At 71.3% G+C, this 24,074-nt stretch carries 16 protein-coding genes; 5 read left to right on the forward strand and 11 right to left on the reverse strand.

The features are described 5' to 3' along the window. Positions 1-147: 147 nt before the first annotated feature. Positions 148-891 (reverse strand): hypothetical protein, encoded by a 744-nt coding sequence (locus ACIBK1_RS24320; RefSeq protein WP_396737862.1) that lies wholly within the window; start codon positions 889-891, stop codon positions 148-150. 155 nt (positions 892-1,046) lie between these two features. Beyond that, positions 1,047-2,816, reverse strand: coding sequence for a 5'-nucleotidase C-terminal domain-containing protein (locus tag ACIBK1_RS24325; protein ID WP_396737865.1), 1,770 nt, complete (start codon positions 2,814-2,816; stop codon positions 1,047-1,049). A gap of 121 nt (positions 2,817-2,937) precedes the next feature. Between ACIBK1_RS24325 and ACIBK1_RS24330 the strand changes: the two genes are divergently transcribed. Next, complete coding sequence (locus ACIBK1_RS24330) at positions 2,938-3,954, forward strand: DNA polymerase ligase N-terminal domain-containing protein (RefSeq protein WP_396737868.1); 1,017 nt, start codon at positions 2,938-2,940, stop codon at positions 3,952-3,954. Positions 3,955-3,978: 24 nt separating this feature from the next. Then, a complete protein-coding gene (locus tag ACIBK1_RS24335; protein WP_051762621.1) occupies positions 3,979-4,347 on the forward strand; it encodes a hypothetical protein in 369 nt (122 codons plus the stop codon). A gap of 24 nt (positions 4,348-4,371) precedes the next feature. Here the strand turns inward: ACIBK1_RS24335 and ACIBK1_RS24340 are convergent, their stop codons facing one another. Next, positions 4,372-5,007 (reverse strand): sigma-70 family RNA polymerase sigma factor, encoded by a 636-nt coding sequence (locus tag ACIBK1_RS24340; RefSeq protein ID WP_036408878.1) that lies wholly within the window; start codon positions 5,005-5,007, stop codon positions 4,372-4,374. A gap of 206 nt (positions 5,008-5,213) precedes the next feature. On the opposite strand from ACIBK1_RS24340, the gene ACIBK1_RS24345 reads away from it, so the two are divergent. Continuing rightward, a complete protein-coding gene (locus ACIBK1_RS24345) occupies positions 5,214-5,384 on the forward strand; it encodes a hypothetical protein (RefSeq protein WP_156081211.1) in 171 nt (56 codons plus the stop codon). 18 nt (positions 5,385-5,402) lie between these two features. Here the strand turns inward: ACIBK1_RS24345 and ACIBK1_RS24350 are convergent, their stop codons facing one another. After that, positions 5,403-6,695 carry a site-2 protease family protein gene (locus ACIBK1_RS24350; RefSeq protein WP_396737870.1) on the reverse strand — a complete coding sequence of 431 codons (1,293 nt, stop codon included), beginning with the start codon at positions 6,693-6,695 and terminating at the stop codon, positions 5,403-5,405. Positions 6,696-6,946: 251 nt separating this feature from the next. Between ACIBK1_RS24350 and ACIBK1_RS24355 the strand changes: the two genes are divergently transcribed. Beyond that, entirely contained in the window at positions 6,947-7,390 is a 444-nt protein-coding gene (locus ACIBK1_RS24355) for an ester cyclase (protein WP_030511749.1), read from the forward strand. Positions 7,391-7,503: 113 nt separating this feature from the next. Here ACIBK1_RS24355 and ACIBK1_RS24360 read toward each other — a convergent pair whose 3' ends face one another. After that, on the reverse strand, positions 7,504-9,822 hold the full coding sequence (locus ACIBK1_RS24360) for a rhamnogalacturonan lyase family protein (RefSeq protein ID WP_396737873.1): 2,319 nt from the start codon (positions 9,820-9,822) through the stop codon (positions 7,504-7,506). Between the two features lie 471 nt (positions 9,823-10,293). Here ACIBK1_RS24360 and ACIBK1_RS24365 point away from each other — a divergent pair, with 471 nt between their 5' ends. Next, on the forward strand, positions 10,294-11,595 hold the full coding sequence (locus ACIBK1_RS24365) for an FAD-dependent oxidoreductase (RefSeq protein WP_051762623.1): 1,302 nt from the start codon (positions 10,294-10,296) through the stop codon (positions 11,593-11,595). Positions 11,596-11,606: 11 nt separating this feature from the next. Here ACIBK1_RS24365 and ACIBK1_RS24370 read toward each other — a convergent pair whose 3' ends face one another. The 6 genes from ACIBK1_RS24370 to ACIBK1_RS24395 all read right to left on the reverse strand — a co-directional run bounded on the left by ACIBK1_RS24370 (position 11,607) and on the right by ACIBK1_RS24395 (position 24,051). Further along, positions 11,607-16,022 (reverse strand): HAMP domain-containing protein, encoded by a 4,416-nt coding sequence (locus ACIBK1_RS24370; RefSeq protein ID WP_396737876.1) that lies wholly within the window; start codon positions 16,020-16,022, stop codon positions 11,607-11,609. Between the two features lie 190 nt (positions 16,023-16,212). Beyond that, a complete protein-coding gene (locus tag ACIBK1_RS24375) occupies positions 16,213-16,635 on the reverse strand; it encodes a DUF6098 family protein (protein ID WP_030511752.1) in 423 nt (140 codons plus the stop codon). A gap of 247 nt (positions 16,636-16,882) precedes the next feature. Next, the gene (locus ACIBK1_RS24380) at positions 16,883-18,271 is read right to left on the reverse strand and encodes a M1 family metallopeptidase (protein ID WP_396737880.1); all 1,389 of its coding nucleotides are present in this window, start codon (positions 18,269-18,271) and stop codon (positions 16,883-16,885) included. A 90-nt stretch (positions 18,272-18,361) separates the two neighbouring features. After that, positions 18,362-19,090: a BPL-N domain-containing protein gene (locus ACIBK1_RS24385; protein WP_156081212.1), complete on the reverse strand. Its 729-nt coding sequence runs from the start codon at positions 19,088-19,090 to the stop codon at positions 18,362-18,364. Between the two features lie 19 nt (positions 19,091-19,109). Then, positions 19,110-23,174, reverse strand: coding sequence for a Pls/PosA family non-ribosomal peptide synthetase (locus tag ACIBK1_RS24390; protein ID WP_396737884.1), 4,065 nt, complete (start codon positions 23,172-23,174; stop codon positions 19,110-19,112). 235 nt (positions 23,175-23,409) lie between these two features. Then, positions 23,410-24,051 (reverse strand): helix-turn-helix domain-containing protein, encoded by a 642-nt coding sequence (locus ACIBK1_RS24395; RefSeq protein WP_030511756.1) that lies wholly within the window; start codon positions 24,049-24,051, stop codon positions 23,410-23,412. Between the last annotated feature and the right edge of the window lie 23 nt (positions 24,052-24,074).

Here is a 24,074-nt window from a genome sequence, read left to right on the forward strand (position 1 = left end):
CGACAATCTTGACCCGGCAGAGGGTATCGGGCACTGAGGGGACCGTCCACAAAATCGGGAATTTCCGGTTTTGCGCTGCTGAGAGCCGGGACCGCCGCCGCGGCGGACACGGCCGCCGCACCCGCGAGCAGCGGGGAGGCTCGCGGACTACGCCGTCTCGGATCTGATCAGGCGGAGGAACGCCTTGATGCCCGACAGGACCTCCTGGTTGTCAGTGAGACGGCTGAGGGAGTCCTCGAACGTCCTGCCCATGGCGTCGAGCCGGCGGTCGAGGTCGTCCGCGCGTACCGTGGCCGCGCGGAACCCGGCGCGGGTCTCCGAGGTGAGGGCGTCGAGGCGCTCGGCGAGTTCGGCGGCGCGCGCCTCGGACTCCTCGGCCCGTCTCTCCAGCGCCTCGACCCGCCCGGCGAGCGTGACGACGTCCTCACGCGGAAACCGGACCTCCTCCAGCATGGTGGCCATCCGGCCGCGCAGGTGCGAGAACCAGGCTCCGGCGGGCCTGAAGAAGGTGGCGACCAGGTAGAAGACGGCGAAGTAGTAGCCGACGGTCTCACCGGAGAAGTAGGTGACGACCGCGAGCAGAGCCGCCGACAGCAGGTGGGCGGCGACGGCCGCCCGGCGCATGCGTACCGCGATGCGGAGGGCCTCCGTCTCGCGCTCCGGCGAGACCTCCACCCCGCGCTCGCGGCTGACCCGTATCTCGTGGATCAGGGAACGGGCCTGGAAGTACAGGTTCCACGGCACGGTCAGGAGCACTGTCAGCCAGAGCAGGCACAGCGCTCCGAACCCCAGTGAGACGACCACCGGCAGCGGCACGTCCACCACGTAGACCAGGATGATTCCGGCGATCGTGGAGACGATCGCGAGAAGGACGATCCCGCTTCTGCTCACGGCCACTCTTTCTCTCGGCGTTCCGACACGTCAGCGTCGCCGCCGGACCGGCGCGCGGGCATGAGCGCAATCACCCGGATCGACCTGAGTACGACCGCTCAACGGAGAAGGGGGTGGCCCGGAACGGGCCACCCCCAGTCGTCACTCCGTGCAGGTCACTCCGAGAAGACGGGGACTCCGTCGCGGACGAGCTTCCAGTTCGGCTCGGCGAACGAGGCCGGGTCGATGGTGCCGGTCGCGGCGGCGTACTCGATCAGCGCCTGGCGGATCTCCACCTGGGCGTTGTAGACCACCGGGGCGGTCGAGACGTGCGGGAAGCCGCCGCCGCCCGACTGGCGGTAGTTGTTGATGGCCACGACGAACTGCTGGTCGGCGGTGACGGGCTTGCCCTGGTAGGACAGGCCGACGACGCGCTGGCCGACCGGCTTGGAGATGTCGATGTCGTACGTCACGCCGGAGAGCTGGTCGTAGTTGTAGTCGGGCGTGCCGCCGGCGTTGGTGAGCGTGGCGAGGTCGATCGGCGCGCCCGGGGCGACCTGGGCGAAGTACTTCGCCGAATACTCCAGGAAGTCCTTGATCTGTGCGCCGTTGAGCTTGATGCCGAGCAGGGTGTTGTCGTAGACGTACAGACCGGCCATGTCGCGGACGCTGACCGGCCCGGCCGGGAACACGGCGGCGCGGCTGAACGGCGCGGCGATCGACAGCACGGGCAGCGAGGCGTCGGCGGTGCCGGCGAGGGCCTTGCTGACGAGATCGGTCTGGACCTTCTGGATGTAGTCGAGGATCGGCGTGTCCTTGTACGGCGACTCGGCCGCCGACAGCTCCTGGGTGGACTGGGCGATGACCTTGTTGACGTAGCCGACGGTCTTGTCGTGCGCGTCCTTCATCAGCGCGACGATCTTCGGGTCCTCGGCCACGGTGTTGGTGTTGAGCGTGGTGGACGACTTGCCGGTCACCGTCCACTTCCCGCGCTCCTTGGCGAGCGTGAAGTCGACGACGCTGAGGCGCTGGCCCCACTTGCTGGGCTCGGTCAGCAGCACCTGCTGCCCGGTGACCTTGTTGGTGACGAAGCGCTGGGGCACCTCGTTGTGCGCGTGGCCGAACAGCACGGCGTCGATGCCCGGCACCTGCTCGGCGACCATGGCGGCGGCGTTCTCCACCGGCAGGTCGGAGCCGTAGGACGACAGGCCGTCGTCGCCCGCGTGGGCGGTGACCAGCACCACGTCGGCGCCGCGGTCGCGGATGACCGGCACCCACTTCTTGGCGGTCGCGACGAGGTCGAGGAACTTCAGCTTGCCGTCGACGTTCGCCTTGTCCCAGATCGCGACGCCGGGGTTGGTGAGGCCGAGCACGCCCACCTTGATCGGCTTCTCGCCCTTGACCTTCATGGTCTTGATGACGTACGGCTCGTAGGCCGGCTGGCCGGTCGTGGCCGAGACGGCGTTGGCGCCGAGGACCGGCGCCTTCATCTGCTTGACCCATGCGCCGAGCAGCGGCAGGCCGTAGTTGAACTCGTGGTTGCCCAGCGTCACGGCGTCGTACCCGATGGCGTTCATGGCCTTGGCCATGGGGTGGATCGCGCCGGTCGAGGTGATCGGCTCGATCTTCGCGTAGTAGTAGTCCAGCGGCGTGCCCTGGAGGGTGTCACCGGAGTCGAACAGCATGGTGTGGTCGGCGCCGCGGTCGGCCCTGATCTTCGACACCATCGTCGAGATCTTCGCCAGGCCCACGTCGTTGTGCGCGCTGTCGTCGTACTCCGCGTTCTTGTAGTAGTCCCAGTTGAGCGCGTTTCCGTGGATGTCGGAGCTGGCCATGACGGTGATCTTGACCGTGTGGCTCGGGGCCGCTGTGGCGGGGGTGCCGGGCAGGAGGAGACCGAGGGCTACGACGCCGGCGCCCGCGGTCAGCCTGATCGCTGAACTCATGCTGCGTGACGATAGTGACTCGCAATTACCAAGTGGTCACGAAGTCCTTAACCGGACATGTCGCTACAAGGTGACACGCTTGTCACCCACGGCGAGTCATGCCGTGGGTAGGACCAGTGAGATGGCGGACAAACTCGAGACCTACCGGGCCAAGCGCGACGCGACGCGCACCCGCGAGCCGATCCCCACCGAAGGACCGCTGCCGCGGGGCGAGGACGACACGTTCGTCATCCAGGAGCACCACGCCCGGTCGCTGCACTGGGACCTGCGCCTGGAGCGGGGCGGCGTGCTGGTCTCCTGGGCGATCCCCAAGGGCCTGCCGCCCGACCCCGCGATCAACCACCTCGCCGTCCACACCGAGGACCACCCCATGGAGTACGCCCGGTTCGAGGGCGAGATCCCCAAGGGCGAGTACGGCGGCGGCACGATGACGATCTGGGACCGCGGCCACTACGCGACCGAGAAGTGGAGCGACCGCGAGGTCAAGATCGTGCTGAGCGGCTCCCGGGTCGCGGGCCGCTACGTGCTGTTCCAGACCCGGGGGCGCAACTGGATGATCCACCGGATGGACCCGCCCAGCGGGCGGTGGGAGCCTCCGCCCACCTCGCTCGCGCCGATGACGCCGGTGACCCGCGCCCGCGTGCCGCGCGACCCCGAGGCGTACGCCTGGGAGTTCTGGTGGGGCGGCACGCGAGCGCTCGCGTACGTGGAGGGCGGCCGGCTCGCGCTGCGCGACGCGGTCGGCGCGGACGTCACCGGCGAGCATCGCTGGCTGCGCCCGCTGGCCGAGTCGTTGGGCAGCAGGGCCGTCGTGCTGGACGGCGAGGTCGTCACGTTCGCGGGCACCCCCGTCTACGTCGCCTACGACCTGCTCTACGACGACGGCCGGTCGTTGCTCGGCGAGCCGTTCGAGCGCCGCCGCGCGGGGCTGGAGGACCTCGCGGTGAACGGGCCGCGCTGGCAGACGGCGCCGTCCTGGCCCGGGGAGCCCGGCGCGGTGCGGCGGGCGGCGGCCGAGCAGGGCATGCCCGGCGTCGTGGGCAAGCGCCTCGACTCCGCGTACGCGCCGGGGGAGGAGTCCCCCGCCTGGGTGCGGCTGCCCGGGAAGGCCCAGGGTAAGGCCGGTGGCGCGGGGTAGGGACGACGACGGGGAGGTGGCGAGATGTCCGAGCAGCACCACCCGGTCACCGGCGAGCACAAGTACGAGCAGGAGATCTCCTCTTCCGAGGAGCACGAGGAGCGCCCCGGACGCAGCCTGATCACGACGGACCACGAGGTCATCAGGCGGTGGGCCGAGGAACGGGACGCCAGACCCGCCACCGTTACCGGCACAGAGCACGAGGGCCGTCCCGGCGTCCTCCGGTTCGACTTCCAGGGCTACGGCGACCAAGACCTGAAGGAGATCTCCTGGGACGAGTGGTTCACAACGTTCGAGGAGCGCAACCTCAACTTCATCTACCAGGAGCACCGCAAGGACGGCAGCCCGAGCAACTTCTTCCGGCTGGAGAACCCCGAGCGCGAGGACGCCTGAGCTCCTTCCGCCCAGGTGCCTGCGTTAGTGCGTGCCGCCGTCCCGGGTTCTCTCGCCGTCCTGTGCGGCGGGGCCGGCCGACCGGAGCAGGCCGAGCTCGGCGGCGTAGTCCTCCAGCTTGGTCCGCAGCTGCCGGCGTCCCCGGTGCAGCCGCGACATGACCGTTCCGATGGGGACGTCCGTGATCTGGGCGATCTCCTTGTAGGCGAAGCCCTCCACGTCGGCGAGGTAGACCGCCAGCCGGAAGTCCTCGGGCAGCTCCTGCAGCGCATGCTTCACCCGCGAGTCGGGCAGCCCGTCCAGGGCCTCCACCTCGGCGGACCTGAGTCCCGACGAGGTGTGCGAGGCCGCCTCGGCGAGCTGCCAGTCCTCGACGTCCTCGGCCGCGGACCGCTGCGGCTGCCGCTGCTGCCTGCGGTAGGTGTTGATGTAGGTGTTGGTCAGGATGCGGTACAGCCAGGCCCGCAGGTTCGTGCCCTCGCGGAACTGATGGAAGTTGCTGAAGGCCCGCATGTAGACGTCCTGCACCAGGTCTTCGGCGTCGGCGGGGTTTCGGGCGAGCCGTAGGGCGCCGGCGTAGATCTGGTCGATGTACGGCAGCGCGTCCCGCTCGAACCGCAGCCGCCGTCGTTCGACCGCCGTGTCGTCGACGATCGTCATGTCCCCACCTCCTTGAGAGCCTTCCTCTATCAGTTACGACCGCTTTGTCCGGTCCGGTCGCACGGTTCGCCTACCCCTGGTCTCCCTTTCAACACGGTTCGCGGGTCTGTTTTCGGCTATCGCGGCCGCTCCTCGCGGCCTGACCGAATGCCCGCGTCGCCCGAGGGTACGCGAAGACGGAGAGGCAGCAGCCCGAGGAGGAGGCCATGCCGAAGGACAACGCGGGGCCGGAGCACGTGATCCCGGAGCGGCTGCCGCCGCTGGCGCAGTCACCCGACGTGGAGCCCGGGACGGACCTGGACGGAGGCGCGTCCGGCGACTGGCACGCCCCCGGCGCCGACTCGCCCGACGACGTCGAGGAACCCGCCGACGAGTGACCCGTATCGGACGAGCGTTCAGGCGGCGTCGCGGCGACCGGCCGGCGGGACCCTGCCCCCGGGAGCAGGGCCTCCCGGAGCAGGGCCTCCCGGAGCAGGGCCGCCAGGCGTGGGGCCTCCGGGCGTGCGGTCTCCGGGAGGCGGCGGGGCGAGGTCGGCGCCACGTGGCGTCCGGTACGGCTCGCGCGCCCGCAGGTCCACTGTCTGGATGGTCCGGCTGATGTCGGTGGGCGTGACCAGACCGACGAGGCGACCGTCGGCGTCGAGCACCACGGCCCGGCCGTCCGCGCCGCCGCTCATCCGCTGGAGCAACTCGGTGAGCAGGTCGCCGGGGTGCGCGGTGGGCACCTCCGACGGCGGGCACGCGACGTCCCGCAGCCGGGTGGTCGGCCGGTCGCCGGGCGGCACCCGCCGGACGCGGCCCAGGGTCACCAGTCCCGCGAACCGGCCGTCGTCGTCCAGCAGCGGATAGGTGGACAGGTGGCGGCGCAGCACGAGCCGGTCGACCAACCCGGCCACGGTCTCGTCAGGATGGGCGACGACCGGGTCGCGCGACATCACCTCGTCCACCGTGATCCCGTGCAGAGCGGCGTCGATCTGCGTCTGCTGCTCCTCCGCGGTGGCCGCGTTCACCAGGAACAGGCCGATCAGGGCCAGCCAGAACCCCTGGAGGCCGAGGCCGGAGACGAGGTTGAGGAAGCCGAGCGCGATCAGGATATAGCCGAAGACCCGGCCCGCCCGCGCGGCGGCCACGGCGGCCCGCATGCGGTCGTGCCAGCGGGCCCACAGGAAGGCCCGCAGCACCCGGCCGCCGTCCAGCGGCGCGGCGGGCACCAGATTGAACACGGCGAGCAGCACGTTCACCGCGGCCAGATAGGCGAACATGCCGCTGACCAGCGGCGGCGCCGCGATGGCCGAGACTCCCCAGGACACGAGGGCGAAGAGGCCGCCGAGCACGACGCTGGTCAACGGCCCCACCCCGGCGATCTTGAGGTCGGCGCCGGGGGAGCGGGGCTCTCCGCGCAGTTCGGCCACCCCGCCGAGCAGCCAGAGCGTGATGCCGTTGACCTCCACTCCGTGCCGCCTGGCGACGATCGCGTGGGCCAGCTCGTGCGCGAGCAGTGAGGCCAGGAAGAGCAGGGCCGACACCACCGCGGCCAGCACGTACGCCGCCATGGGCAGACCGGGAAAGGCGATGGGGAAACGCCCGAAGGCCAGCCCGATCACCAGGATCACGACGATCACGATGACACTGATGTTGAGCCCGACCGGGACCCCGCCCACTCGGCCGAGACTGATCGACGATCGCATCCTGCCACCCCCCTCCGCTGTGACTGGCCTACCCACAAAGGTGCAGGTCACGCGAGGGTCGGCGACCTGGCGACCCTTGACGAACGGTCAGCGGGGCCGCCGCCGGGACCGCCGTGCGGAAATTGCGCAACTCTGTGAGAAACGGGACCCTCTCGTGGCGTTCCGGCGGCGTAACCGTGGGCGACGTCTGACCGGTCTCTGGCTAATGTTGTTGCACTGCGTTGCATACCGACCGTCGAAGGACTGTCGTCATGTCGGATCCATGGGCTGTGAAACGCCAGCTGGCCGACGCGCTGAACGAACACGATCTGGAGGCCCTGCTCGATACCTTCAGCCCGGACGCCGTCCTCGTCTCGCCTTTCGGAGTGGCGGAGGGACATGAGCAGATCGGGTGGATGTACGAGCAGGTTTTCAAGAGCTTTCCCGACTTCCAGCTGATCGTGTGGTACGAGGCCGTCGGCTGTGAAGCGCCCCTGATGGTGGAGTGGACGGCCACGGGGACGCACCTCGGGCCGATCCTGCTGCCGGACGGGGGCGAGCTGGAGGGGACCGGTCGCCCGGTCACCTTCCGGGGCACCTGCGCGTCCTTCATCGAGGACGGCAAGATCAAAACGCACCGGGAGTACTTCGACCAGTTGGAGCTGTACACCCAGCTCGGTCTGTGCCTCACGCAAGCCACGGAAGCCTCCGGCTGAGCGCTTCGGGCGCATGGAGCGCGGGGCGCCGGCCGCCCCGGTAGCGCCCCAGCCCTGGTAGCGCGGCGGCGGCCGCGGACCTCGCCAGGTAGTCCGCGGCCGCCGCCGGCGGATCACCTCAGATAGATGTTCGGCCTGACCGGGGCGGACATGCCGTCGCCCAGGAAGAAGCCCGTGTGCGGCGGCTGGTTGTAGGCGGTGTTCTGCCAGGCGACCGCCAGGCGGTATGTCGGGTCGTGCATCAGCGTGTAGACCTGGCGGTTCGTCGCCGTGGTCGTGCTGTAGATCCGCAGGGCGGTGTTGTCGCTCGTCGGCCAGACGACCTCCTCGCGCCAGTCGCCGAACAGGTCGGCCGACAGCGACGGGGTGGACTTGGTGCCGTTGTTGGAGTGGACGCCGCTGGCGGTCAGCAGTCTCGTGTCGCCGCCGGTGCCGTACTTGTCGATGTGGGTGCCGTCGAGCAGCTCCCTGACCGGGTCGGCGTCCCACCAGGCGAGGAAGTTCGCCGAACCCGGCTTGCGCCCGACGTTCTGCCCCCTGGTGTTGAAGACGCCGCTGACGCCGGACGACCACGACTCGGCGCCCGGGCTGCCGGACCAGACGTCGTCGGAGACGCCGCGGCCGTTGTCGCAGCCGCAGGAGGCGTTGCTCCAGATGATCGAGCCGGTGCGGGCGTCGGCCATCCACGCCGCGGCCTTGCTGGTGTCCTCGTCCACCTTGAACACCTCCAGCCCGGCGCGCGACGGGTCGAGGTCGCCGACGTGCAAGGCGTCGCCGTGGCCGTTGCGGGTGTTCCACAGCGCCGAGCCGTTGTCGTTGATCGCCATCGCGCCGAAGACGATCTCGTCCCTGCCGTCGGCGTCCACGTCGGCGACGGCCAGGTTGTGGTTGCCCTGGCCGGTGTACTGGCTGCCGGCGGAGTCGGAGTCGAACTTCCACCGCTCGACCAGGGAGCCGTTGCGGAAGTCCCAGGCCGCAATGACCGTACGGGTGTAGTAGCCGCGCGACATGACCAGCGACGGGCGGGCGCCGTCGAGGTAGGCGGTGGCCGCGAGGAACCGGTCCACCCGGTTGCCGTACGAGTCGCCCCACGAGGAGACCGTCCCGCGCGGCGGGTCGTAGTTCACCGTGGACATGGCCGCGCCGGTCTGGCCGTTGAACATGGTCAGATATTCGGGACCGGACAGGACGTAGCCGGAGGAGTTGCGGTAGTCGGCCGAGGAACTGCCGATGACCCTCCCGGCGCCGTCCCTGGTGCCGTCGGCGGTCTTCATCGCCACCTCGGCCTTGCCGTCGCCGTCGTAGTCGTACACCTGGAACTGCGTGTAGTGGGCGCCGGCGCGGATGTTGCGGCCGAGGTCGATGCGCCACATCCGGGTGCCGTTCAGCTTGTACGCGTCGACGAACACGTCGCCGGTGTAGCCGGACTGGGAGTTGTCCTTGGCGTTGGACGGGTCCCACTTCAGCACGAACTCGTACTGCCCGTCGCCGTCGAGGTCGCCGACGCTCGCGTCGTTGGCGCTGTAGGAGTAGCCGACTCCGTCGGGTGTGGTGCCGCCGGACGGCGGCTGGATGGGCACGTCGAGGTGGTCGCCGCCGGTGAAGCGCAGCGACGTCTCCGACGCCGCCTGCTCCGTGCCGTTCACCACGGCCCGCACCGTGTACGTGGCGTCGGCGGCGGCCCCGGAGTCGAAGTAGTTCGTGGAGTTGGTGATCGGCGAGGAGTTCAGCTTCGTCGAGCCCCGGTAGACGTTGAACCCGGTGCCGATGCTCTCGGTGCCGAGCAGGCGCCAGGAGACCAGGTTGCCGCTGCCCGACCGCACGCTGATCAGGCCGCGGTCGAGGTCCTCCATCTGCCGCGCGCCCGCCGGGATGCTCGTGGGGCTGGGGGAGGGACTGGGCGTGGGGCTGGGCGTGGGGCTCGCCGAGGGGCTTGCGGAAGGGCTTGCGGAAGGGCTCGCGGAGGGCGACCGGGTCGGGCTCGCGCTGGGACTCGCGGAGGGGCTGCTCGTGACCCCGCCGGTGCAGGTGGTGCCGTTCAGCGCGAAGTTCGCGGGCACGGGGTTGGACGAGTCGTTCCATGAGCCGTTGAAGCCGAACGACGTCGTGCCGCCGGTGGGGATCGAGGCGTTGTAGCCGGCGTCCTTGGCGCTGACCTGCGCACCGCTCTGGGTGACCGTGGCGTTCCACGCCTGCGTGACGGCCTGGCCCGCCGTGAACGACCAGGTGAGCGTCCAGCCGTTGACGGCGTCGCCGAGATTGGTGATCGTGACGTTGGCTCCGAATCCGCCCTGCCACTGGTTGGTCACCTGGTAGTCCACCCGGCAGCCCGCCGCCGCCGAGGCGGGCAGGGCCGGCAGGACCCCGGTCCCGGCGAGCGCGGCGGCCGAGGCCACGGCGGCGACCAGAGCGGATCTTCGTCGTGTGGTCATCTGGAACTCCATGAGGGGGTGCCGACGGGGGCGCGGGGTTCGGCCGTGCGGGCGCCGGAGGCGTGGGAGTGATCGCGACTCTCCGATGCGGGACCTCCGGGGTCGGGCCGGGCCCCGGCGGGTACGGTGCGACGGGATAGCGCCGGGTGCGTCATCACAACGCGAAACCGGCGGGGTGGTCAATCAGCCCGGTTCACCGATGTGAACGCAATCATCCGAGGCATCCGGGAATCGGCGATCTGCGGCTGGTAGGAGCCGCTGCGGGCGTGTCACCTGCACATCGACGCCGAGCGCCGATCTTTGTAACTTTCAGCGACGCCGGCTTTCCGGGACTGTGAACGATCACAGATCTGACCTCTCGCCCACCGCTTCGAGCCTCGTACGGAGCCGCTGCATCCGCCCCGCCGTTCCGGTTCGAATTCCCAGAAGGGAGCCGTCGCGTGTGCGGCCGGTCGGGGAGGAGATCCGCTCATGCCACAGCCCGCCACGGTGATCGTCGTCGGCGCGGGGCTCGCGGGCCTGGCCTGCGCCTGGCACCTGCGTCAGGAGGGGGTGCCGGTGCGCGTCCTGGAGGCGTCCGACGGCGTGGGCGGCCGGATCCGCACCGACGTGGTGGACGGCTTCCGGCTCGACCGGGGCTACCAGATCTTCAACACCAGCTACCCCGAGGCCCGCCGGGTCCTCGACATCGCCGCGCTGGACCTGCGGCGGTTCACCAACGGAGCGATGATCTTCAAGGGCGGCCGGCGCGAGCGGGTCGCGCTGCCCTGGCGGCATCCCCGGCACGCGCTCAGCGGCCTGCTCGCCCCGGTGGGCACGCCGTTCGACAAGGCGGTGCTCGCCGCGGTGACCGCCCGCGACCTGCTGCTCCCCGACTTCCTCGTACGGCGGCGCGGCGGCGCCGGGCGCACCACCCTGGCCGAGCTGCGGCGCTGGGGCGCGTCCCCCGAGATCGTCGAGAACCTGTTCCGCCCCCTCCTCGCGGGAGTCGTGCTGGAACGGGAGCTGGAGACCTCCGGCCGGATCTTCCACCTCCTGTGGCGGTCGTTCTCCCGCGGCAGGATCGGCGTGCCGGCCCTCGGCATGGAGCGGATTCCCGCACAGCTCGCCGCCCGCCTGCCGGAGGACGCGATCTCGCTGGAGACGCCGGTGAGCGCGCTGACGGCCGACGGCGTAGCCCTCGCGGGCGGGGGCGAGATCGCGGGCGCGGCCGTGGTGGTGGCGGTGGATGCGCCCACCGCGGCGCGGCTGGTGCCCGGTCTGCCGGTGCCCGCGATGCGGCCGGTCACGACCTTCTATCACGCCGCCCCCGCCTCGCCCCTCGGCGAGCCCACGCTGGTCGTGGACGTGGAGGGGATCGTCACCGACACGATCGTGATCACCGACGCCGCGCCCGGGTACTCCGCGGACGGCCGCGCCCTGATCGCCACCTCGGTCCTCGGCGTACACGGGGACCGGGACGAGCCGCGGGTGCGGACCCGGCTCACCGAGATCTACGGCGACACCTCGTCGTGGGAGCACGTCGCGACCTACGCGATCGAAGCGGCCCTGCCCGCCATGCCGCCCCCGATGCCGCTGCGCCGCCCGGTTCGTCTTGAGGCGGTGGGGCTGGGCGCCGGGCGCTACGTGTGCGGCGACCACCGGGACACCGGCTCCCACCAGGGCGCGCTGGTCTCCGGACGGCGGGCCGCCAGGGCGGTGCTTGAGGACCTGCGCCGGGCGGCGCGGGTGCGGCGCCGTCGCGCCGCCCCGGCCCCGACCCGTCAGCCCTGAGCCCGCCGCGCCTACCCGTCGCCGTTGCCGGGCAGGTCGAGCCAGCGCTGCATGCGGACGATGAGCTCCTCGGCGTCCACCGGCTTGGTGACGTAGTCGCTCGCGCCCGACGACAGCGTCTTCTCCCGGTCTCCGTGCATGGCCTTGGCGGTGACCGCGATGATCGGCAGCCGGGCGAAGCGCGGCATGGAGCGGATGGCGGTGGTGGCGGCGTAGCCGTCCATCTCCGGCATCATGACGTCCATCAGCACCAGGTCCACGTCGTCGTTGCGCATCAGCATCTCGATGCCCTTGCGGCCGTTCTCCGCGTACAGCACCTGCATGCCGTGCAGTTCGAGGATCGTGGTGAGCGCGAAGACGTTGCGCACGTCGTCGTCCACGACCAGCACCTTGCGGCCCACGAGCGCGCTGTCGACCTTCCCGAGCTCCTGCGCCCCCTCCTCCGAGGCCGGCTGCACGAGCGGCAGGACGCTGCCGGGCTCCTCGGCGGACAGGTGCAGGGCGATCCGCTCGCGCAGCTCGTCGAGGCTGGGCAGGCGCTCCAGCGGCTGGTTGCGGGAGCGCACCTGCAGCAGGTCCTCCTGCGGGCGCGACAGCTTGCGCGAGTGGTGCGCGAGCACGGGCAGCGCGCGCAGCGCGGGATCGGCGTCGAGCCCCTTGAGGAAGTCGGCCGCGGCGTCGTGCGGCATGCCGAGGTCGAGCACGACGCAGTGCACGCTCTCCTGACGCAGCATCGACAGCGCGGACTGGGCGTGGCTCGCGGTCGACACCTGGACCGGCCCGTGGGTGTCGTGCAGGTCGGCCGCGACGCTCTGGGCGAGCATGGACAGCAGGCCGCCGGGCTTGGCCTCGACGACCAGCAGGCGGCGTCCCGCCCTGCCGTTCCTGCCACCCGAGGTCTGCGCCGCCGCGGGCCCATCGTGCGCGGTGACAAAGTGCCCAGCGACAAAGTGCCCAGCGACAGAGTGCCCTGCGACAAAGTGCCCCGCGTCAGAGTCCCCTGCGACAGGGTGCTCGGTGAAGGAGTACCCGGTGAGGGAGTGCTCGGCGGCGGAGGGAGAGGCGATCAGCCGCGGCTCGTCCTCCCGCGTCTCGGGTTCGTCCCGCTGCCTGCCGTCGAAGTGGGCCAGCGGGAGGTAGAGCGTGAACGTGCTGCCCTCACCCAGCGTGCTGGCCGCGCGGATCTCGCCGCCGAGCAGGGTCGCGATCTCGCGGCTGATCGACAGGCCGAGGCCGGTGCCGCCGTACTTGCGGCTGGTGGTGCCGTCGGCCTGCTGGAAGGCGTCGAAGATCTGCGAGAGGTTCTCCGCGGCGATGCCGATGCCGGTGTCGATCACATGGCAGGCCAGGATCTCCTGGCCGGCGGCGCCCGGCAGGTCCACGTCGGCCGCCCGTTCGATGCGCAGCTCGACCGAGCCCGACTCGGTGAACTTGACCGCGTTCGACAGCAGGTTGCGCAGCACCTGCCGCAGCCGCTGCTCGTCGGTGAGCAGCTGGGCCGGCACGTCGGAGGCCACCGTCACCTCGAACCGCAGCCCCTTCTGGGTGGTCAGCGGGCGGAAGTTGGCGTCCACGTAGTCGAGCAGCTGACGCAGGCTGACCGGCTCCGGCGTGACGTCCATCTTGCCGGCCTCGATCTTGGACAGGTCGAGGATGTCGTTGATGAGCTGGAGCAGGTCGGTGCCGGCCGAGTGGATGACGTTGGCGTATTCCACCTGCTTGGGGGTGAGATTGCGGGTGGGGTTCTGCGAGAGGAGCTGCGCCAGGATGAGCAGCGAGTTGAGCGGGGTGCGCAGCTCGTGGCTCATGTTGGCGAGGAACTCGCTCTTGTACTTGGACGCGAGCGCGAGCTGCTGGGCCCGGTCCTCCAGCTCCTGGCGCGCCTGCTCGATCTCGCTGTTCTTGGTCTCGATGTCGCGGTTCTGCTGGGCCAGCAGCTCCGCCTTCTCCTCCAGCTCGGCGTTCGAGCGCTGCAGCTCCTCCTGCCGCACCTGCAGCTCGGTGGCGAGCCGCTGCGACTCGGCCAGCAGCGCGTCGGTGCGGGCGTTGGCCACGATCGTGTTGACGTTGACGCCGATCGTCTCGACGAGCTGCTCGAGGAAGGCGCGGTGGATGCTGGCGAAGCGCCCCAGGCTGGCCAGCTCGATCACGCCGAGCACCTGGTCCTCGACCACGATCGGCAGCACGACGAGGGCGACCGGTGCGGCCTCGCCGAGACTGGACGACACGCTCAGGTAGCCCGGCGGGATGTCCTCCACCAGGATCGTCCGCCTGGACTGCGCGGCCTGGCCGACCAGCGACTCGCCGAACGCGTAGCGGCGCGAGGTGTCGCGGTGGCCGTAGCAGCCGACCACCCGCAGCTCCGCGCCCGCCGGGGTCTCCTCGGCCAGCAGGAACGTGCCCTGCTGCGCGTTGACCAGCGGGGCCAGCTCGTTCATGACCAGCTCGGCGACCGCCGACAGGTCGCGGTGGCCCTGCATCAGCCCGGAGATGCGGGCGAGGTTGGTCTTGAGCCAGTCCTGCTCCTGGTTGGCCATGGTCGACTCGCGCAGGGACTCCACCATGGAGTTGACGTTGTCCTTGAGGTCGGCCAGCTCGCCCTCGGCGTCCACGGTGATCGACCGGGTCAGGTCGCCGGAGGTGACCGCGCTGGTCACCTCGGCGATCGCGCGCACCTGGCGGGTGAGGTTGCCGGCCAGCTCGTTGACGTTCTCGGTCAGCCGCTTCCAGGTGCCGGACACGCCCTCGACCTCGGCCTGGCCGCCCAGCCGGCCCTCGCTGCCCACCTCGCGGGCCACGCGGGTGACCTCGGCGGCGAACGAGGACAGCTGGTCGACCATCGTGTTGATGGTCGTCTTCAGCGCGAGGATCTCGCCCCGGGCGACGACGTCGATCTTCTTGGTCAGGTCGCCCTGGGCGACGGCCGTGGTCACCAGGGCGATCGCGCGCACCTGGTTGGTGAGGTTGTCGGCCATCGAGTTGACGTTGTCGGTGAGGTCCTTCCAGGTGCCCGCCACGTTGGGCACCCGGGCCTGGCCGCCGAGCTGGCCCTCCGTGCCGACCTCGCGGGCGACACGGGTGACCTCGTCGGCGAACGCGCTCAGCGTGTCGACCATGGTGTTGATGGTCTGGGCGAGCGCGGCGACCTCGCCCTTGGCCTCGACGGTGATCTTCTGCGACAGGTCGCCCTTGGCGACCGCCGTGGCGACCTGGGCGATCGAGCGCACCTGGCTGGTGAGGTTGGACGCCATCACGTTGACGGAGTCGGTCAGGTCCTTCCAGGTGCCCGACACGCCGCGTACGGTGGCCTGGCCGCCCAGCCGGCCCTCGGTGCCGACCTCGCGGGCGACGCGGGTGACCTCGTCGGCGAAGGAGGACAGCTGGTCGACCATCGTGTTGATGGTCTCCTTCAACTCCAGGATCTCGCCGCGGGCGTCGACGCGGATCTTCTGCGACAGGTCGCCCTTGGCGACCGCGGTGGTCACCTCGGCGATGCTGCGGACCTGGTCGGTGAGGTTGTCGGCCATGACGTTCACCGACTCGGTCAGCGCCTTCCAGGTGCCGGAGACGCCCTTGACGTCGGCCTGGCCGCCCAGCCGTCCCTCGGTGCCGACCTCGCGGGCGACGCGGGTGACCTCGTCGGCGAACGACGAGAGCTGGTCGACCATGGTGTTGATGGTCTGGGCGAGCGCGGCGACCTCGCCCTTGGCCTCGACGGTGATCTTCTGCGACAGGTCGCCCTTGGCGACCGCCGTGGCGACCTGGGAGATGTTGCGGACCTGGCTGGTGAGGTTGCCGGCCATGAAGTTCACCGAGTCGGTGAGGTCGCGCCAGGTGCCGGAGACGCCCTTGACGTCGGCTTGGCCGCCCAGCTGTCCCTCGGTGCCGACCTCGCGGGCGACGCGGGTGACCTCGTCGGCGAAGGAGGACAGCTGGTCGACCATGGTGTTGACGGTGTTCTTGAGTTCGAGGATCTCGCCGCGGGCGTCGACGGTGATCTTCTGGGAGAGGTCGCCCTTGGCGACGGCGGTGGTGACCTCGGCGATGGAGCGGACCTGGCTGGTGAGGTTGCCCGCCATCGCGTTCACCGAATCGGTCAGGTCCTTCCAGGTGCCGGACACCGCCGGCACCTCGGCCTGGCCGCCGAGCTGTCCCTCGGTGCCGACCTCCCGCGCCACGCGCGTCACCTCGGAGGTGAACAGGGAGAGTTGGTCGACCATCCCGTTGAAGACGGTCGCGATCTCCGTCAGCAGGCCGTCTCCGTCCTCGGGAAGCCGGGTGCCGAAATCGCCGTCCCGTACGGCGGTGAGGCCGGCCAGGAGCTGCCGCAGATCCAGTTCGGGGTCACCGCCGGCGGCGCGCGCTGATCGCGACCGCTTCGCGGTGCCTGCCCTCTCGACCATGTCCACCCTCGCGATCACCGTCATGAACAGGAAAAGAAAGCATATAAACCACTGCAGAACGCTTCGGCTCCCGTGACTGCGGGCGCGGACGCAGCAGGTACACCGGCCTGCAAGGCTACCGGGCGGACGATCTCCGGGGAGCGTCCCCGCAGGCGACGTGTCGGTGTCGATCGCGACTTCGGGATGCATCCGCGGCGTGCACGTGCCGCGCCGCTCAGCCGGTGGAGTCGCGGCCGGCGTCGAACACCTTCTCGTAGTGGTCGCGCGCCTGCTCGACCACCGAGTCGTCGAGCCACGCGACCGGCTCGACCTGGTCGATGAGCGGCTCGTGGTCGGGACCGCGGCCCACCATGTGGCCGGTCAGCACCCATGCGTGCCGTTCCTCGTCCTTCTCGGCCAGGTGCGTGTACTTGCAGATCTGACGGGCCAGCCAGTCACGCAGGGGGAGGGTCCACCAGCGCTCGGCGTCGAGCACGGTCACCGACAGGCCGGGCAGCTCCAGGCGGCTCTCGTAGTCGACGCTCGGCTTGCCGGCGTCGGCGTCGGGCCCCTTGGAATACCGCAGGTACAGGCCGGGCCGGTGCTCGACGAGCTCGGTCAGCTCGTCGAGGTTCTTGATGGTGGGTATTCCGCTCACTTCACCCCTCCGCGGTCCCGCTCCGTCCGATCCACCTCAATACGGACCGCCATGAAGTCCGAAACGGGCCGTCCGCAACCATCCCCCGGCGGCGCTGTCCTCCCCTCCCCACCCGCCGGAAGGGCAAACCCGCACCATGGGAGCGCGCAGCGACATCTCCGCCACCCCCGCAGAACTCGACGCCACCTTCCGCGCCGCCGTCCTTCCGGGCGTGCGGTCCATGCTGGTTCAGCGATAGTCGCCGGGATCAGATGCTGGGCTTCTTGGCCTGGTAGAGCCAGGCGTCGAACAAGGGGCGGAGGTTCTGCCCACTGAGCTTCTCCGCGAGGCCGACGAAGTCGGCCGTGGTCGCGGTGCCGTGCCTGTTCTGCTGCACCCAGGTCTTCAGCAGCGGGAAGAACACCTTGTCCCCGATCTTCGTACGCAGGGCGTGGACGGTCATCGCGCCCCGGAGATACACCGCGTCCTCGTCGAACATGTGCGCCTGGCCGGGATCGCCGGTCTTCAGGTGCCAGAAGTGGCCGGTCTTCCGGTAGTGCCGGTCGAAGATCTCCTTGGCGGACGGCCCGCCGTGCTGCTCCTGGTAGAGCCATTCGGCGTACGTCGCGAAGCCCTCGTTGAGCCAGATGTCGCGCCAGCTGCGCACTCCGACGCTGTCGCCGAACCACTGGTGCGCCAGCTCGTGCACGATCTCCAGGTTGTCGCTCGGGCCGCCGCTGTAGACGGGCCGGCCCTGCGTCTCCAGCGCGGTCACCGAGCCGTCGCCGTCGGCGATGCCGCCCGTGGAGGAGAACGGGTAGGGGCCGAAGAGCCCGGTCTCCCAGGCCACCGCCTTCGCCGTGTAGTCGTGCAGGTTCTCCGACTCGTCCGCCAGCGACGGGTCGTAGGCGGTCACGTTGGGCATGCCGTCGACCGTGCCCTCGCTGACCACGAAGCGCCCGATGGCGACCGTGGCGAGGTAGGGCGCCATCGGCTGCCTCATCTCCCACCGCACGGTCCTGTAGCCGTCGTCGTCCGCGCCGTCGGTCCCCGTACGCTCGCCGTTGGCCAGCACGGTGAGGTCCTCGGGCGCGGACACCCGGAAGGAGAAGGTGGCCTTGTCCGCCGGGCTGTCGTTGGCCGGGAACCAGCTGCGCGCGCCGTCCGGCTGGGACGCCACGAACGCGCCGTCCTTGGTCCTGATCCATCCCTGCTCACCGGTCGCGTCCGAGACCGCCTTCGGGGCGCCGGCATAGGACACCGCAACCGTGAACGTGCTTCCCGCCCTCAGCCCGTTCGGCGGGGTGACGACCAGTTCCTGGCCGTCGCGCCGGTATGCGGCCCGGGCGCCGTCCACCAGTACGCCGCTGATCGGCGGCCCGGAGAAGTCGAGGTTGAACTGCGACAGGTTCTGGGCGGCGGTCGCGGTGATCGTCGTGGTGGCGTCCAACTTATGGCCGTCGGGATCGAACCGCAGGCGCAGGTCGTAGTGCCCGACGTCGTAACCGCCGTTGCCCTGGAGGGGATAGTAGGGGTCGCCCGTCCCCGCCGCCCCGGGGAGGAAGGTGACCGGCTCCGCGGCGGCCGGGGCGGCCGGAACGGCCGAAGACGCGATCAGGGTGAGCCCCGCGGCGAGGGCGGCTAATTTACGCACCATTCCCCCATAATGGGGATTTTTGCCGGAAAGCGGTAATTTGTTCATATTAGTCACTTTTGTGGCTATTTTCGCAGGAGTCACATGGGTCACTCACCCGGTCATCGCCGCGTCCACGAGGTCGAGGGCGAGATCCTGCGCGTGCCGCACCGGCAGACCGGCGTCGGTGAACCAGTCGTCGGTGGCCTCCGGATGCGGGCCGACCACGGCGACCCGGCCCGCGCCGTACGGCGTGACGAGGGCGGCGACGGCGCCGTTGGGGTAGGTGGCGAGGACGCTGGCCCTGTTGCCCGGTTCGAGCAGGAAGCAGGGGCCGTCCTGGAAGAACACGGTCCTGTCCTGGCCGCGCCACCGCACGTCGACGAGCGTGTCCTCCTCGTCCTCCACCGTCGCGCCCGGCGTGGCGATGTACTGGTCGGTGTCGCCCGGCAGCAGGGCGAAGCCCGGGGTGGCTCCTGCGAGGTAGCCGCCGAGGCAGAAGCCGAGATAGCGGCCGCCGCGGGCGACGAAGTCGCGGAGCGGGCCGCGATGCCGCTTGAGGTGCCGGTAGCCGCGTGCCAGGTCCCCCCCGCCGGGCTGGGCGTACACGGCGGCCCCGGCCAGCGCCTCCGCCGAGAGCGGGATCTCCTCGTGCGGGCCCGTGTAGCGGACGTCGAAGCCCCAGCGACTCCCCTCGAGCAACCCGGCGACCGCCTCCGAGCAGCCGGGAAGCGAGGCCGGGCCCCGGTAGACGAGCGCGATCGGCCGTCCGGAGCGCGGCGGCGGGGCCTTCTCCTGGCGGAAGAGGCGGCGCAGGACTCCGCGTACGCCGGTGGATCCCATGGTGTTCCTCGCACATCTCTCAGGCGGGGGCGGCCTGCGCCGGAATGCCTCGCCAGCTCGTGCCCGGCGTGAGCCGCTCGCCCTTCATGAGCAGCGACAGAGCGCCGAGCGACACGTCCTCGCCCACCACCGAGTCGTAGAGCACGACGGCGCGGGCGCCGATGCTCGCGCCGGACCGCACGGTCACGGCGGACATCTTCATGACCCGGTCCTCGAAGAGGTGGGTCTGCAGGGACACCCCCGATCCGATCGCGACGTCGTCGCCGATCTCCACCAGGTCGAACTCGGTCATGTAGGTGGTCGCTATGCAGGTGCGCCTGCCGATGCGGGACCCGAACCAGCGCAGCACGGGCGGGAGGAACGGGGTGCCGGCCAGCAGCGCGACCCCGGCCGGAACCGCGGCGGCCTCGTACAGCCCGGTGACGAACTCCGTGCGCCGGACGAATTTGCTCCACAACGGCTCCACCCTCGGCCGGTAGACGCCGATGAGACATCGCTTGAACCCGGCGCAGCAGCCGATCACCGCCAGCCCCGCCGCACAGGCGACGAGCGGCGCGGCGGCCACGACCGCGGGCAGGGCCAGGACGCGGGCGAGCGCGTGCACGCCCAGCAGGTAAAGGTAGAAGCCCGTGCCGAACAGCGTCGCCGGAAGGGTGGCGCGGAAGAACTCGACGCCCAGGCGGTGGAGCACCAGCCGGCGGGGCGGCCGGAACGTCTGCTCCTCGGAGAACGCGCCGCTGTCCTGCCGCACGGGAAGGTGCATCGGGGGGGAGCCGAGCCACGAGGTGCCCTCGGGGACGCCGTCGCGCGGCGGGATCGTACTGACGCCCACCAGCGACCCCGGCCCCATGCGCGTGCCCGCCGGGATGACCGCGGCGTTGCCGACGAACGCCCGCCTGCCCACCTCGGTCGGCAGGAAGGCGACCCGGCCCCGGGCGAAGCCCGCGGCTCCCACGCTCGCCATGTCCGCGACGAAGCTCTCCTCCCTCAGCGTCAGGAGATCGGGGTCGAGCTGCGCGGCCGTGGACACCTCCGCGCGGCGGCCGACCCGCGCGCCGAGCAGCCGCAGCCACGGGGAGGTGTACAGCGTGCCGTAGAGCGAGTTGGTCGACCGCAGGCTGAACTCCAGGAGCTTGTCCACCGCCCACTTGCGTACGCCGAGCCAGGAACGCGCCGGGTGGACGCCGACCGGCGCCTTCCGCAGGACCAGGCGCTTGCCGGCGGCCACCGCCGCGCAGACGACGGCCACGTACAGCGGGCCCGCCACCAGGACGGCGGCCGGGCCGGCCGCGAGACCCCAGGCGGCCACGGCCGCCCAGACGAGCAGGACGCTCGGCACGATCGATGCCACCGCGACCGCCTCAAGGCAGCAGAGGACCGCCACCGCCGCGGCCACGTGACGCGCCTTCCACCCGACCGGGGCGGGGGCGCCCAGCATCGTCTCCACCACGGGCCCGAGCGACTCCACGCGGCTCGGCGGCGACCCGGCCCACCGCGCTCCCTCCGGCACCGTCTCGCCCTGCGTCAGCGCCGACTGGTCGCCGAGCCCGGCGTGGGCGCCGACCCGCGTGCCCGGGCCGAGCACGGCGCCGTTCCCGACGAACGCGTGCGGACCGATCTCCACGGGGGCGACGACCACCCATCCGTCCACTACCAGCCACGCGTGCAGGGAGGAGCGGTACCCGACGGAGGCGCCCGCACCGATCCGCAGCATCGCCGGAAGGTTGACGTCGCCTGTCGCGACGGCGGCGCCGGCCCCGACCCGCGCGCCGAGCAGCCGCAGGTACGCCCCCATCATCGGGGAGCCGCTCAGCAGCGGCAGCGGGGAGACCGACAGCAGCAGCTGCAGCGCCCACAACCGCACGTAGGTGACGCTCCACAGCGGATATCGGCCGGGCCGGACGCCGGCCGTCAGCGGCCGGGCGAGCAGCACCGGCAGCAGCCAGTGCACCATGACATACGCGGTCATCGCGGCCAGCGCCAGTGAGGAGAGCAGCTCGGCGCCCTGACCGGGCAGCAGCAGCCACCCTTCGTCCCTCCTGGGGACGCCGGGGACCGGGCGAGGGTTGGTCCATCCGTACAACGTGATGGACAGCGGCAGCGTGATCACGAGCAGCAGCACGTAGATGACCGCGCTCTGTACGGCCCCGGCCGGCGCGATCCGGCGGCGGCCGTGCCGCAGGGGAGCCGGGCGGGGCGGGGCGGCCGGCCCCGGCACCCCCGTACGGGTGCCCGGGCGTGCGGCGATCAGGTGCGCGGCGAGGCCGCGCACGGTGGGGTTGGCGTAGAGGTCGCGAACGGCGAGGCTCGCGCCGATCTCACCGGTGCGCAGCAGGGACACCACGCGGGCCGCCAGCAGGGAGTGACCGCCGAGGTCGGTGAAGAAGTCCGCCTCGACCGACAACGCCTCGGGGGCGAGGCCGAACGTCTCGGCCCACACCGCGCGCAGGTGTGTCTCCAGCTCGCCCTCGGCGGGCGTCACCGGGCCGGAGCCCACGAGGCGGCGGCCGGTCGGCGGGGGCAGCCTCCGGCGGTCCACCTTGCCGCTGGGCATGGCCGGCAGCGCGGTCACGACGTCCAGGAACGAGGGCAGCATGTACGACGGAAGCCGGCGGCGCAGCCGGTCGTGGAGCCGCCCGGCGAGGGCCCGGTAGCCGTCGCCGTCCCCGCCGCCCTCACCGCCCGCCGTGGGCACGACGTAGGCGGCGAGTTCGCCGGTGGAGGCGGCGGCGTCGGGCACGGGCACGAGGGCGGCCACGGCCTCGGCGACGCCGGCGTCCTCCAGCAGCACGTTCTCGATCTCGCCGAGGTCCACCCGGTGTCCCCGGATCTTCACCTCGGAGTCGGCGCGGCCCAGATACTCGATGTCCCCGGTCGCGGTCACACGGCCCAGGTCTCCGGTGCGATACAGCCTGCCGCCCGCAGAGGCGAGCGGATGCTCGATGAAGCGGTCGGCGGTCAGGTCCGGACGGCCGACGTAGCCGCGGGCGACGCCCGGCCCTCCGATGCAGATCTCGCCGACCTCGCCGTCCGGCACGGGGTCGCGTCGCTCGTCGAGCAGCACCACCGAATAGGTCGGCAACGGCCGGCCGATGGTGACCGGCCGCCCCGGCAGCAGCTCGGCGCAGGTCGCGGTGACGGTCGCCTCCGTCGGCCCGTACGTGTTGAGGATCCGGCGGCCCGGCCGGCTCCACCGCTCCACCAGGCGGGGCGGGCAGGGCTCGCCCCCGACGATCAACGTGCGCAGGCGCGGCAGCTCGCGCGGGATCGTCGCGAGCAGCGTCGGCACGCAGTAGAGCACCGTGATTTCGCTGCGGTCCAGGAAGTCCGCGAGCTCCGCGCCGAACTGCGGTAAGTCCGCCGGGCCCGCGACGAGGGCGGCCCCGGCCGACCACGTCGGCCAGATCTCCTCGATGGAGAAGTCGAAGGAGATCGTCATCCCCTGGTAGACCCGGTCGTGCGGCCGCACGCCGTACAGGCCGGGCACGACGTCGAGGAAGTTGCCGATGCTCGACTGCGCCACCTCGACGCCCTTCGGCCGGCCGCTCGACCCGGAGGTGTACATGACGTACGCGATCGGATCGTCGCCGGCCGCGCCGTCGAGCGGGCGGGTGGCCGGCGCGGCGGCGGCGAGACCGGCGGAGGCGTCGAGGTCGAGCACGCGGTGGCCCGTGCTCACCACGGCGGGCGACCCGTCCGCCGTGGTGAGCACGAGGTCGACGCCGGCGTCGTCGAGGATGTAGCCGACCCGGTCCGGCGGCGACTGCGGGTCGATCGGCACGAACGCCGCGCCCGCCTTGCCGACCGCGAGCAGCGCCACGTATGTGTGCACCGACCTCGGCAGCAGGATCGCGACGCGGGATCCGCAGCCGATCCCCAGGCCGCGCAGCAGGTGCGCCAGCCGGTTCGCCCGCGCGTCCAGCGCGGCGTAGGTCAGCCTCAGCCGCCCGCACTCCAGCGCCGTCGCCCCGGGCGTCAGGTCGCACCGCGCCTCGAAGACGTGGTGCAGCCGTCCGTGTGACCGCCTGGGCGAGATCCGCGAGCCGTTCCCGGCCCGTGCTGTTCGCGATGCGTGACTCGGCATGATCACCCTTTGGCCGATCGCGTATGGCGTGGGCGGGTTCGTCGATGCGCACGAAGAGCGTCCGGCGCGACCCGCGGGACGGACGCGGAATCAGGTCCGCCGTGGGATCTCCTGATGCCCGATGAGACCGCCGCGCGGCGGTCGTCCTATGGACTGTGTGCCCCCGATGCCGTCACGCTCCGGCAGCGGATTCCCCAGACAGGGCAAAAGAACGGCTACGACCGCCGCGCGGGTCTCAGTGACGCCGCTCGCGTTCGGCGAGGAGGCGGGCGGTCTCGCCGGAGACCTCGCTGGCGAGGACCGCCGCGACCACGTCGATCAGATGGCTGGTGAACAGGCGGTCGTCCCTCGCCGGGGGGCCGCTCGCGCGGCGGGCCAGCTCGACGTACGTCATGCGGATCGCCATGAAACGCTGGTGCAGGCGCACGGCGGCCTGGGGAAGCAGGGGGGCGACCAGCTCACGCCAGCGGCCGATGCTGCCGCCGCCGTCCTCGGGGAGGCTGGGCGGCATGCGGTGGACCAGCTGCTCCATCACGCGCAGGTAGTCGCGCCCGCCGCCGGGGTCGGCCAGTTTGGCGGCGGCCGGGCGGACGAGCGCGGCGGCGAGCGTGCGGAGCGCCTCGGCCGGCGGCAGCGGGCCGCGTGCCTCGTACTCGTCCAGGAGCTGGTGACGCCGCGCCTCGATCTCCGGCCGGTGCTTGGCGAGCACCGCCTTCAGCAGCCCGGAGCGGTCGCCGAAGTGGTACTGCAGCGCGGTGGAGTTGCGCTGTCCGGCGGCGGCGTTGATCTCGCGCAGCGAGACCGCGTCGATGCCGCGCTCGGCGAACAGGCGCTCGGCGGCGTCCACGAGCCTCCGGACCGTCGTCTCCGCCGGCATCGCGCCTCCCTTGTCGCTCGTAC

Origin of the sequence: Microbispora rosea (assembly GCF_044460045.1) — a bacterium.
Taxonomy (GTDB): Bacteria; Actinomycetota; Actinomycetes; order Streptosporangiales; family Streptosporangiaceae; genus Microbispora; species Microbispora rosea.